Origin of the sequence: Marinifilum fragile JCM 15579, assembly GCF_001310955.1 — a bacterium.
GTDB classification, from domain to species: domain Bacteria; phylum Bacteroidota; class Bacteroidia; order Bacteroidales; family Marinifilaceae; genus Marinifilum; species Marinifilum fragile.
Genome location: NZ_BAZX01000003.1, coordinates 14,349 through 26,055, shown reverse-complemented (window position 1 = coordinate 26,055; position 11,707 = coordinate 14,349). Strand labels below are relative to the sequence as shown.

The window sequence follows — 11,707 nt, the reverse complement described above, 5'->3', positions numbered from 1 at the left end:
TCAAGAAGTTAGGGGTAAAGTGTTCAATCCATACTAATTAAATATTTGTATGTACGTTTCAATTTATTACACAAATATACCTTTTAAACTGATAAAAGTACTTATTTGTTACATATTTGTATGAATATTTAGTAAAGCTATGGAAAAATAAACAAGAGGTCAAGAGTAAAAAAAACGGTCTCTCTAAAGAGAGACCGTTAAGTCCATAAAATTTAAAAAATTCATTTATTTCATGATAGCTTCTACCTCTTCAACTGAAATAGGAATTCTTTTACCAATTAACCTATTCCCTGTTTCTGTTACAAGAACATCATCTTCTAAACGAATACCTCCAAAATCACGATACTCGTTAACTCTTTCGTAATTAATAAATTCCGTATATAAACCTTCAGTTTGGAATTTATCAATTAAAGCAGGAATAAAGTAAATACCTGGTTCATTTGTTAAAACAAATCCTGGCTTTAATTCTTTACCCAATCTTAAATATGCTGTTCCAAACTGATCAATTCTTTGAACCTCATCATCGTATCCAACATAATTCTCGCCAAAATCTTCCATATCATGAACATCAAGTCCCATCATATGTCCCAAACCATGTGGCATAAATAAAGCATGAGCACCAGCCTTTACAGCTTCATCAACATCGCCTTTCATCAAGCCAAGTTTTTTCAAACCAGTTGCCAAAACCTTACAAACCTCAAGATGAATACTTTGATAAGTAACTCCAGGACGAATCAATTCATTCCCTTTGTTGATTCCTTCCAATACAATTTCATAGATCTCTCTTTGTTTTTGGCTGAACTTACCACCTACAGGAATTGTTCTCGTATTATCAGAAGCGTAATGAGTATCTGTTTCTGCACCACTATCAACCAATAACAAATCCCCTGTTTTTAAAAGATTTCCATGTTCATGATTGTGAAGTGTTTCACCTCTTTTGGAAACAATAGCTGGGAAAGAAAGCAATCCTCCTGCTCTTAATGCAATAGCTTCACATTCACCTGCAATTTCTCTTTCATAAACACCATCTTTCGCCATTTTCATAGCTGTGGTGTGAATTTCATATCCAATTGCTGCTGCTATTTCTAATTCTTTAATCTCGTATTCGTCCTTAATTTCACGCAATGCAACTACTGCCTTAATAAATTCAACAGAAGCATTTTCTTTTATAGCATCTAGAGGAGTACCAAGCATTTCATGAATTAATATTTTATTCTCAGCTCGATAAACAGGTAAAAAGTGAATTTTACGACCTTCTTCAACTGCATTTGCAACAAATGTTTTCAATTCATTAAATGGAGCTGTATTTTCCAAACCAAATTCTGCGGCTTGATCCACAACACTTGGTTGAGGTCCCATCCAAATGATATCATCAATGTCTACATCATTACCAAAAATATAGTCTTTATTGTTATCAATATCGAAAACACCTGCAAAACCAGGATGATCAATACCGAAAAAATATAAAAATGTACTATCCTGGCGATAATGATAAATATTACCAGCATAGTTCATTGGAGCGTCTGGATTACCAAGAACAATTGCAATTCCATCTTTCATTGATGCACGCAATTTCTCACGTCTGTTTATATAAACTTCTTTTGGAAACATGTTAATAGTATTTAAATTTTAAGATTTTGTAAGATACAAAAATAGCTCGCTTTTAAATTCTTTTTTATGTCATTTATCAGTTTAATACATAAAAAAAAGGCTTCCAAATCGGAAGCCTTTGAATTCTGATCTCAGATCATTATAACTTTATTTCTCTATCTACAGTTTGCTCCAAGGAAATTAGAGTTTCTGTTTTAGATACTCCATCAATATTCTGAAGAGTGTTTATTAATACATCCATTAGATGCTGGTTATCTCTACATAACATTTTTACCAAGAATGTATAATTTCCTGTAGTAAAATGACATTCCACAATTTCAGGAATTGCTTCTATACTATCAACAACCATTTTATATTGATGCGCATGATCTAAAATTATACCTACAAATGCACAAACTTCGTATCCAAGAGCGCGAGGTTTTACAATAAAACGCGAGCCATCAATAATACCAGCATCTTCCAGTTTTTTTACACGCTGATGAATTGCTGCTCCAGAAATCCCACATTCTCTGGCAATTTCAAGAAAAGGTATACGTGCATTTTTGATCAAATAAGACAATATCTTCTGATCTACTTCATCAATTTGAATTTTCATGTTCTAACAATTAGGGTCAATCTAAATGGCTTATAATCATCATCCATTAGATGAATTCTTTACAATTAACTTGCAAGCGTCTTACAAATCATTACAATATCAGCAAAATTAATAATAATTTATAACCATATAAAATCTATTCACCTTTGATTACAAATTTAGAATGATTAAACTCTACATGATTTTAAATCAAGAGTATCTAAATTTGACAATAGGTAATTTCAAATAGAATGTTTAAAAACCAATTCAACTCACCAATAAAAAGCTATTTTTGCCAAAACTAAGGGAAAAGATTGAGCTTAAGATTTTAAACATGAAAAAACTAAAACCTGTAATGTTCGTTGGAACAGGATCTGACGTTGGTAAAAGTATTGTAAACACCGGATTCTGTAGAATTTTAAAACAAGATGGATACAATCCTGCTCCATACAAAGCACAGAACATGTCTTTAAATTCTTATGCTACTCCTGAAGGTTTTGAAATAGGGAGAGCCCAGGCTGTTCAAGCAGAAGCATGCGGTATTGATTGTCATACCGATATGAATCCCATTCTTTTAAAACCAACTAATGATAAAAGTTCTCAAGTAGTTTTAAACGGAAAACCAGTTGGCACTCAAAGTGCATATGATTATTTCATGGGAAATAATAAATCTGCCTTGTTTGAGGAGGCCAAATCTGCTTTTTATCGATTAGAAAAAAGATTCAATCCAATAGTTTTGGAAGGTGCAGGAAGTATTTCAGAATTGAATCTTAAATCCAGAGACATTACCAATATGAAAATGGCAATGGAAACCGATGCGGTTACTTACCTTGTTGCCGATATTGATAAGGGCGGTGTTTTCGCAAGTGTTTATGGTAGTATTGCACTTTTGGATGAAAATGAACGAAATCAAATCAAAGGAATTCTCATTAACAAGTTTCGTGGAGACATCAATCTTTTTGAAGAGGGGAAAAAAATCATTGAAGACCTTACTGGCAAACCTGTGATTGGTGTTCTTCCCTATTTTAGAGATATACATATTGAAGAAGAGGACTCAGTCAGTTTAGAAAAGAAGTTTAGTAATGCACAAGAAGGAAAAATCAACTGTGCTGTTATTCTGCTTCCCAGAATGGCAAACTTCACTGATTTTTCAGTACTTGAACATGATCCTAGAGTCCATTTGTACTACACCAATAACATTCAGGAAATTGAGAATGCCGATATCGTAATTGTTCCTGGAAGCAAGAATACCATTTCCGATTTACAAGAGCTAAAAAACAATGGCGTAGCAATGCTATCATTAAAGCTCGTAAAAATGGTAAGAAAGTAATTGGAATTTGTGGTGGCTATCAAATGATGGGAAATGTAATTTCAGATCCAAAAGGGATTGAAGGAAATATCAAACAAATTAATGGACTTGGTTTACTTCCGATAGAAACCGTTATAACCGATGAGAAGCTAACTGAACAGTGCCAATTTTTGTTTAAAAATTACAGTTCTCATTGCGAAGGTTATGAAATACACATGGGACAAAGTACTGCATTGGTTCCTAACAAACACCTGAATATTTTATCATATGGAAAACAAGAAGGATTCATTTTAGATGATAAATGCTGGGGATCTTATATTCATGGAATCCTTGATAATTCAACCGTCATCAACGACTTGCTATCTGGATTTGAATCTATTGCCAAAGGCGAATTCGATTACAAAAAATTCAAAGAAGAACAGTACGATAAGCTAGCTAATGCAATTCGACAAAGCGTTGATATGAAACTATTTTACGAGCACTTATCTCAAGAATAATCATGACTACATTCAATAGATATATAATTACTGGTGGTCCTGGCTCCGGAAAATCAAGTCTTTTAAACGCATTGATCGACAAAGGATATCAAGGTTTTGAAGAAATATCGCGTATTGTGATTCGCGAACAACACGAAATAAACGGAGATAAACTTCCTTGGGAAAACCTTGCAGATTTTGCTGAAATCTGTTTCGAAAGAATGAGCAAACAACTGAAGGATTGTAAATCAATAAATAACTGTTTTTACGACAGAGGTATTCCCGATATCATTGCATATCTGCGTCGCGGCGGTCTGAAAGTTCCAGAAAAATACTTTGAAAAAAGCAACCAGTATAATCCAATTGTATTTATTGCGCCACCATGGCAGGAAATATTTATAAACGATGCCGAACGACCTGAATCTTTTGATGATTCAATGGAAATTTATCAGTTTTTAAAAGGAACTTATGATGAACTTGGTTTTAAAATTATTGAATTACCAAAGGTATCTATTAAAGAAAGAGTAAAGTTTATTGAAAATTACTTGTCAGCTTGCAAAGATTGAGTTATCCCTTCAATTACAGCCTTAGCCAACAATTCTCCAAATAAAACATGTTTTCCACAATAAATAACTTCAGGTCCATCACCACAAGCAATTGCTGCTGAATCGGTTCCTGTTCCTGTTGCAATATTATCAGAAACACGGCTTTTAACGTTCAAATCCTGCATGCAAGCAGCTTTGGCTTCAGCAACCATCATTACACACTCCACCATAGCTGCATCTGATAAACTAGCGTTTGTAACGATCAAAATATTAATGGTTCCAACCTTCTCACACTCCTCATTTATGAACTTATAATCAGCTATATCACCAGCCCTTCTGGCATTTGAAACTCCTGCAGTAACCAACGCATCTATCCAAACGCCTTGTTCCTCTAAGCGCACCCTTCGAAACGTTTTCATAATTGCTGCTGTCATCATGCCTACACAAACACCTCTCCATGAATTTGCTTCAGCCATTCTTGCAAGAGTTACCTGTGGCTTTTCAAATTCAGTTCGTTCTCCATTAAAATTGGCATCAACCTTTGTATTCAGAAAATGATATGCATTTTGAAATCCACCATTTAGAATTGCAGAACTAAGTATTTTACTTGGAGTATCAAATTCTACATGAAGAAATTGATCGTTATGCTCTATATTGTAATTCATCCTTTATCCACTTTCAGTTGCTGAGAAAAAGCAAATTCAACTGCTTGCTCATACTTTTTTATCCCTACCGATTTCTTTATTGCTTTAAGTACTTTTTTCTCATTTTCGAAATGCGATGAAAAATACTCCCAAAACGGCTTCATTTTTTGCATAATTTGAGTATCCCCTTGCAAATACGAGGAGTACAATTTGAAAATATCATTATGCATATTTTTAAGTTGATTTCTTCTTATATCAGAGCTCGGTAAAGCAATTCCCTTTATTTTATATGGCAGCCAGTAATCCTTCAACAAACCGCGTCCTATCATTACATGTTGTAATTCTGGAAATAAATTTTTAACCTTTTTAAAATCCTCCTCACAACCTATATCTCCATTGTATCCCAAATAAGATTCATATTTTTCATACAAATCATTAAATCGATTTAAGTTTACCGTTCCCTTATATAACTGCTTTCCAATTCGTGGATGAAGTATTATTTCTGAAATATTGTAATCTTTTAAGATAGGAAGTATTGCATCAACTTCAGTATCATCCAACAAACCCAATCGCAACTTAACCGACAATTTTAACTTGTTGTGAAATCCCTTTTCAAGAATTTCTTCCACCTTATTTGGCTTTGGCAACAATCCTGATCCTTTTCCTTTTTTTGTTACCATTGGATAAGGACACCCCATATTCCAATTCATTTTTGAATAACCCAATTCAGAAAAGTAAGCTTCAAAAAAACTTAATTCTTCCGAACTGCCACACAAAAACTGCGGAACCAAATTATTGCATTTATCATCATAAGGTTCTACCTCTCTTTTATGGGCTGTTTTTACGATACCATCATTCTGCAAAACAAGAAAAGGAGTATAGAATTCATCTATACCCCCAATATTTTTTTGATAGGCCTGTCTAAACACCCAATCGGTATATCCTTGCAAAGGAGCAAGCGAAATTTTCATAAAACCTTTTTATCGTCCAAAACTTAATACTCCCAACAACTGTTTTCGCTGACGATAATATCTTAAACCATCATCGGTTGCAATGCTTTTTACAAATTCATCAATCATTGTATCGTATATCGTTCCAAATTTAAATCGCTCAGGCGGATACAACTCAGGATTATGCATATCCTCCAAACGAGAAAGATACATGCGCCCAACCATCTCGCCACTTAAATCACTTCTATACATTCCTTGTGCAATTCCCTTTTGAATATTTATCTGAATTTTATCGAAAATAAATTCCATTCTAGCTTCCATATGTTTTGCATAGATTTCTGGAAAATATTGCTCAAGCTCCATAGTTATTGAAGGCGTAACCTGCTCAAATTTATCATTTATCTCCTGACTAACAATAAATAAGATATCAATTGCATTTTGCCCTTCGAAGTTATACTCAAGAAATATTGCCTCAAAACTCTTTCTCTCATACTCCAGAATCTTCTCTACTAATTCATCTTTAGAATTGACAAATTTCGAAATTTCTTCTTGTGCTATACCAAAATCTTTAATTTTTTCGAACGAAAAGTCCTTTAAACCATTCTTCAGCAGAAAGGTTCTTACTTTTTCTATAATCTGTACAAACTCCTTATCCATATACTCTTATCCCTATAAATTATTCGAAATCACATTAAAACAATTCCTCAATTCAATATAGCCATAAAATTAAGAAAATTCACATGGTATATCTAATACAACTTGTAAATGATTTAAATTTTCAAACAAAACTTCACTAGAGCAGTAACTCTCATCATCTATTGATAAGAATAAACTTTATGCTGAGACTGTTTAAATAAGCTCATATATTCATCAATTTAGGACTCTTCATTGATGAAATTGGTTTATTCGTAAAAATAGAAGTTGCAATGAGGTTGGAATTAAAAACAAATAGTATCTTTATTGAAGAATGGATACTTTTAATACATAGGGTGATTGAAAGTTCTTTTTCATAAGTAAATTTAAGTAGTAGTTTTTGGGCGGCTAGTCACCGCCCATTTTTTTATCCAAATTTTTGATATTTAATTTTATACTGTTTAATTCTAGCGATATCGACAAATTAAAAGAATCAAAAATAGAAAGAACACTACATCCCATCACTTAAATTTCAATACTCGTAAAATGATCTTAGCTAAGATAAACAATTTCATACCGTAATTTTCGAATATATGCCAGAACAACAAATAGGAGATCACTCCTAAAGTAATTTAATATTCCATTTCTAATATATTGAAGACAATAAAATTATCTTGTATCAAGAAAAAGCTGCAAGAATAATACTTGCAGCTTCTCTTTTATAATTTATCTAATTCTTGCTCTATTACTTTTTTCATAGCTGCAAACTCTTGAGGATTAAATAGCCTTGTTAGAAAAATAATTTTTCCTTCCCTATCAATAATAACATTTCGAGTTACCCCACTTTTACGATAGGCATATTTTGCAAAAATATTAGCTCCCTCATCTAAACCAATGGGATAGGTAATCCCTGTTGCTTTGATTAATTTATTGGCCTTTTCAATAGGTTCATCCCTATCAATACCAAATAAAGCAAAATCCTTATTGTTATGAGCCTTCCAGATATCATTTTCAATATGTGGCATCTCTTTTCTACAAACCCCACACCAACTAGCCGTAAATTGTAGCATTACCACTTTCCCTCTATAGTCTGATAATTTAATTGTTGATCCATCTGTTAATTTCATTTCAAAATCAGGAGCCATATCTCCTACTTTTACAATATACCCTCGATCATCCCCTTCTTGCGAAAAACATGTAAACACAAACAATCCCAGTAAAAGTGTAAGCAATGTAATTTTTTTCATTCCATTCAAATCTAATCTGTTTATAATAGGAAGTAAACCTATTCAATTTCAACACAATTTCAAATTTTTTAACGAAATTGAATAATGTTTGGCATAGTTCATGCCAAAATATCTATGAACTAAAAAGTAAAAACATGAAAAATATCAAATTAATAGTTGTAATAATTTGCCTGTTAGCCTCTGCAAACAGTTTTGCTCAGCTTAGCGGAAAAGCTAAAAGGCAACAAAAGAAAGAATTGAAAATGCAGGAAATAGAACAATTGGTAAACAATCAAAAATTCACATTCATTCCGCGTTCACTTACAACTAGTTCTGGGTACACCAAAGACTTAAACTTTTCGTATGAATTGGAATTAAATCAGGATTCTACAAAAGCTTACCTCCCATTTTGGGGAAGAGCCTACATTGCAAAAATTAATGATGAAGGAGGCATTCTTTTTGAAACAACAGCGGATGATTTAGAAATTAAAACTCTTAATGAAAAAGGCTTTGAGGTAAGGTTTAAAGCCAAAGGAAAGGAAGATACCTATCAAATAAAAATGGAGATCTCTAAACAAGGCTATACAAGTTTATTTATTACATCTAATAATAAGAGTCACATTTCCTATTACGGGCAAATAGAAGCAATTAAAAAGAAATAACTACTGCTTTTTTAAAGAAAACACACTTAACATTTTCTTTTTCACCTTATTCTTTTGAGAAGCCAAATACGAAGTTACCGCCCTACGCATCAGCTTATCTTTTACAAGAAATTTCCTGAGAAGATAAGCTGATTCGGCATATGGCAATGCAGCGATTAAGATATCCAAAGACTTTACTTTTCCACGTAAACTATGAGTTATATAAACAAGTTTTGCCATAATATTACCTATTAAAAAAAGAATGGGCGGTGTTAAAACTTTATAATCCACAGCCCCATGAAAAATTGCATATACAATGATTCCAGGAAACAATATCGAATCAATTATTCCAGCTACAATTGCCCAACCTGCAAGAACCGAACTTACATAAAGGATACCAGAGAAACCATTATTGGTAATGGTTTTAACCAGATAATCCTTTTCTGAACTTTCAAAATCTTGCGACTGACTCACATAAATACAGAAAGTACTTTTTGCACATGAACATTTCTCATCATAGCTTAACGAACCATTCATTTTACCTCATTCTTTTTTTTAAGGCATTCTCTATATAGCTGAGGAAAATTGGCTCTCCAAATGAGTATTACACTAAATACTAAAGCAGCAATAGCCATTGCGAACAAATGTCCATTATCCGAAACTCCATCCACAACAACCTTTATTCCCAAAGGTGTAAAAAGATGAAAACCTATAGCTCCTAGCATCAATCCAGCAGTAATTACGGATGCAAACTTCCAATAATTAGGCAAAAAGAAAAGTATTCCAGCAATCAATTCAATTGCTCCAACTCCATATCTTCCCCATGGCTCCATTCCAATGGTTGAAAAAATATGAATAGCCTGTGGATGACCAGAAAATTTAAAATGTAAGGTTTGAATTAAGATTATTGCCGTTACAATTCTTAACAACATCTCAACAGTTCTATATTTTCTTTTCTCTTTCATGATACGCCAACTTAAATTCAACTTAAAACTACAAAAATGAATCAGTTCTTGAAATTCATTTTGATTACAATTGCAAGATAGAACAATCATTATTACTAAATTGTGATTCAGATTACAAAATCAGAATTTCATAAAACCTTCTGAAAGTCCCGAGAAGACCACTTACTTTTGCGAAGGGCGACTTACTAACCAGAAGGGAAGCTTACTTTTACGAAGGACGGCTTACTTTTCAGAAGGTAAACGAACCAACCAGAAGGAATAGTTTTTTAAGCGAAGGACACCTACTTTATGTAAGGACAGCCTTATAGGCTCTCAGGAAAGCATACCATTGCCTAGCAGTAAGTTTAAGCTCTCTATTTTTAATAAATGGGATAAAATGTAAGTATATTTGAGTTTTGAAACTAAACCTAAAAGATGAATTTGAATAAGCTAAGAAAAGCAACTCTATTTCTGCTTACCGGAAGTATTTTTGCATGTAGCAATCCTGAAAAGGAGCTTAAAAAAGCCGAATCGGCTATTTCTACCGAAAGAATGGTAGAATACATTAAAGAATTGGGATCAGATGAGTACCAAGGAAGAAAACCATTCTCGGAAGGAGAAACAAAATCAATCAATTACATTGCCAATCTTTATAAAAAAATGGGATTGGAACCTATAAATGGAGATTCTTACTTTCAGGAAGTTCCATTGGTAGAAGTTACGGTTGATGTTCCTGAAGGTGCAAAATTACAATCTCCTAAAGGCAAATCAGAATTAAAATACCGCGACGATTTCGTGATATTCTCAAGAAGATTGCAAGATGATATTGAGTTAAAAAACTCTGAAATGGTTTTTGCTGGTTATGGAATTGTTGCACCTGAATATGGTTGGGATGATTACAAAGATTTGGATGTAAAAGGTAAAACTGTAGTTGTAATGGTTAATGATCCTGGATTTGGCTCTACAGATAAGAGCTTTTTTAAAGGAAATGAAATGACCTACTACGGACGATGGACCTACAAATACGAAGAAGCTGCAAGACAAGGTGCGGCAGGATTATTAATTATTCACCAAACAAAACCTGCAGGGTATCCTTGGTCTGTAGTTTTAAACTCAGCTTCGGTTCCAAAATTATACCAGCACCCCAAAGATAATTATCAATCACGTTGTGCTGCAGAAGGCTGGATAACATGGAATACTGCTGAAACTTTATTCGATGCTTGTGGTAAGAATTTAAATGAAGAGTTGGAAAAAGCTAAAAAACCAGATTATAAAGGCTTTGATTTCAACACCAAATTATCGTTAAAATTCCACAACAAAGCTCGTTTCGATAAAACCAATAATGTTCTGGGTATTTTGAAAGGAACCGATTTAGCGGATCAATACATTTTTTATTCTGCACATTGGGATCATTTAGGAATTGGTCCTAAAATGAATGGAGATTCAATTTACAACGGCGCTGTTGACAACGGAACTTCACTTGCATGGATGTTTGAGATAGCAGAAGCATTTAAAGCAATGCCACAAAAGCCAAGAAGATCTATCGTGTTTTTTGCCCCTTCTGCCGAAGAATCAGGACTGAACGGTTCTGGATATTATGCCGATCACCCGATTTTCCCATTGAAAAAAACCGTTGCCAATATCAATAATGACTTGATGTTACCATATGGTAAAATGAGAGATGTGATGATTACAGGTTATGGACAATCTGAATTGGAAGACTATGTTGTTGAAGCTGCTAAAAATCAGGATCGCTATATTTTGCCTGATCCAAATGCGCAATCAGGAATGTATTACCGTTCTGACCATTTTAGCTTTGCACGAGTTGGTGTTCCTTCATTATTTGTTAGAGGAAATAATGATCATTGGGAAAAAGGAAAAGAATTCATGTCGGAGAAAGAGCAATATTGGTTGGCAAACCACTATCACAAACCTTTCGATGAATATGAGGACTGGTGGGATTTGGATGGAGTTGTCGATGATGCCAAACTATTGTTTAGAGTAGGCTGGAAATTGGCTAACGAAGATAAATTTCCGAACTGGAAAGAAGGTTCAGAATTTAAAGCTCTCAGAGAAAGCTATATGAACAACTAAAAAATTAAAAGAATGGTTTCCAACCATTCTTTTTTTTGTTTAGCAAAATAAGAAACTGTT

Annotated in this window: 11 protein-coding genes and 1 pseudogene; 4 read left to right on the top strand and 8 right to left on the bottom strand. The window is 33.5% G+C overall.

Going from position 1 to position 11,707, the window contains the following annotated elements; all coding sequences use genetic code 11:
* Nucleotides 1–225: 225 nt before the first annotated feature.
* Together JCM15579_RS03470 and JCM15579_RS03465 are read right to left on the bottom strand one after the other, a co-directional pair.
* The gene (locus JCM15579_RS03470; RefSeq protein WP_054715794.1) at nt 226–1,611 is read right to left on the bottom strand and encodes an aminopeptidase P family protein; all 1,386 of its coding nucleotides are present in this window, start codon (nt 1,609–1,611) and stop codon (nt 226–228) included.
* A gap of 139 nt (nt 1,612–1,750) precedes the next feature.
* Nucleotides 1,751–2,206, bottom strand: coding sequence for an Lrp/AsnC ligand binding domain-containing protein (locus tag JCM15579_RS03465; protein ID WP_054715791.1), 456 nt, complete (start codon nt 2,204–2,206; stop codon nt 1,751–1,753).
* 313 nt (nt 2,207–2,519) lie between these two features.
* Here JCM15579_RS03465 and JCM15579_RS03460 point away from each other — a divergent pair.
* Both JCM15579_RS03460 and JCM15579_RS03455 read left to right on the top strand, forming a co-directional pair.
* Nucleotides 2,520–3,991, top strand: a pseudogene (locus JCM15579_RS03460) (cobyric acid synthase).
* A 2-nt stretch (nt 3,992–3,993) separates the two neighbouring features.
* Complete coding sequence (locus JCM15579_RS03455; RefSeq protein ID WP_054715789.1) at nt 3,994–4,536, top strand: AAA family ATPase; 543 nt, start codon at nt 3,994–3,996, stop codon at nt 4,534–4,536.
* Here JCM15579_RS03455 and JCM15579_RS03450 read toward each other — a convergent pair.
* From JCM15579_RS03450 to JCM15579_RS03435, 4 genes are all read right to left on the bottom strand, one after another.
* Entirely contained in the window at nt 4,512–5,180 is a 669-nt protein-coding gene (locus JCM15579_RS03450) for an adenosylcobinamide amidohydrolase (protein WP_054715785.1), read from the bottom strand. The genes JCM15579_RS03455 and JCM15579_RS03450 overlap by 25 nt on opposite strands.
* Nucleotides 5,177–6,130, bottom strand: coding sequence for a tRNA-dihydrouridine synthase family protein (locus tag JCM15579_RS03445; protein WP_054715781.1), 954 nt, complete (start codon nt 6,128–6,130; stop codon nt 5,177–5,179). Before JCM15579_RS03445 ends, JCM15579_RS03450 begins: the two co-directional genes overlap by 4 nt.
* Before the next feature lie 9 nt (nt 6,131–6,139).
* Nucleotides 6,140–6,766, bottom strand: coding sequence for a hypothetical protein (locus JCM15579_RS03440; RefSeq protein WP_054715778.1), 627 nt, complete (start codon nt 6,764–6,766; stop codon nt 6,140–6,142).
* A 695-nt stretch (nt 6,767–7,461) separates the two neighbouring features.
* Nucleotides 7,462–7,989, bottom strand: a complete 528-nt coding sequence (locus JCM15579_RS03435) for a TlpA family protein disulfide reductase (protein WP_054716400.1) — start codon at nt 7,987–7,989, stop codon at nt 7,462–7,464.
* Nucleotides 7,990–8,123: 134 nt separating this feature from the next.
* Between JCM15579_RS03435 and JCM15579_RS03430 the strand changes: the two genes are divergently transcribed.
* Entirely contained in the window at nt 8,124–8,630 is a 507-nt protein-coding gene (locus JCM15579_RS03430; protein ID WP_054715774.1) for a DUF4251 domain-containing protein, read from the top strand.
* Here the strand turns inward: JCM15579_RS03430 and JCM15579_RS03425 are convergent, their stop codons facing one another.
* Together JCM15579_RS03425 and JCM15579_RS03420 are read right to left on the bottom strand one after the other, a co-directional pair.
* On the bottom strand, nt 8,631–9,146 hold the full coding sequence (locus tag JCM15579_RS03425) for a hypothetical protein (protein ID WP_054715771.1): 516 nt from the start codon (nt 9,144–9,146) through the stop codon (nt 8,631–8,633). It lies immediately after the preceding gene.
* A complete protein-coding gene (locus JCM15579_RS03420; RefSeq protein WP_083464530.1) occupies nt 9,143–9,574 on the bottom strand; it encodes a DoxX family membrane protein in 432 nt (143 codons plus the stop codon). The genes JCM15579_RS03425 and JCM15579_RS03420 overlap by 4 nt, the downstream gene beginning before the upstream one ends.
* A gap of 414 nt (nt 9,575–9,988) precedes the next feature.
* Here JCM15579_RS03420 and JCM15579_RS03415 point away from each other — a divergent pair, with 414 nt between their 5' ends.
* Entirely contained in the window at nt 9,989–11,647 is a 1,659-nt protein-coding gene (locus tag JCM15579_RS03415; protein WP_054715767.1) for a M28 family metallopeptidase, read from the top strand.
* Nucleotides 11,648–11,707 lie beyond the last annotated feature (60 nt).

Excerpts from the sequence above, each read along its gene's own strand:
- JCM15579_RS03470 (WP_054715794.1), bottom strand. The coding sequence starts at position 1,611 with ATGTTTCCAAAAGAAGTTTATATAAACAGACGTGAGAAATTGCGTGCA.
- JCM15579_RS03465 (WP_054715791.1), bottom strand. The coding sequence starts at position 2,206 with ATGAAAATTCAAATTGATGAAGTAGATCAGAAGATATTGTCTTATTTG.
- JCM15579_RS03455 (WP_054715789.1), top strand. The coding sequence starts at position 3,994 with ATGACTACATTCAATAGATATATAATTACTGGTGGTCCTGGCTCCGGA.
- JCM15579_RS03450 (WP_054715785.1), bottom strand. The coding sequence starts at position 5,180 with ATGAATTACAATATAGAGCATAACGATCAATTTCTTCATGTAGAATTT.
- JCM15579_RS03445 (WP_054715781.1), bottom strand. The coding sequence starts at position 6,130 with ATGAAAATTTCGCTTGCTCCTTTGCAAGGATATACCGATTGGGTGTTT.
- JCM15579_RS03440 (WP_054715778.1), bottom strand. The coding sequence starts at position 6,766 with ATGGATAAGGAGTTTGTACAGATTATAGAAAAAGTAAGAACCTTTCTG.
- JCM15579_RS03435 (WP_054716400.1), bottom strand. The coding sequence starts at position 7,989 with ATGAAAAAAATTACATTGCTTACACTTTTACTGGGATTGTTTGTGTTT.
- JCM15579_RS03430 (WP_054715774.1), top strand. The coding sequence starts at position 8,124 with ATGAAAAATATCAAATTAATAGTTGTAATAATTTGCCTGTTAGCCTCT.
- JCM15579_RS03425 (WP_054715771.1), bottom strand. The coding sequence starts at position 9,146 with ATGAATGGTTCGTTAAGCTATGATGAGAAATGTTCATGTGCAAAAAGT.
- JCM15579_RS03420 (WP_083464530.1), bottom strand. The coding sequence starts at position 9,574 with ATGAAAGAGAAAAGAAAATATAGAACTGTTGAGATGTTGTTAAGAATT.
- JCM15579_RS03415 (WP_054715767.1), top strand. The coding sequence starts at position 9,989 with ATGAATTTGAATAAGCTAAGAAAAGCAACTCTATTTCTGCTTACCGGA.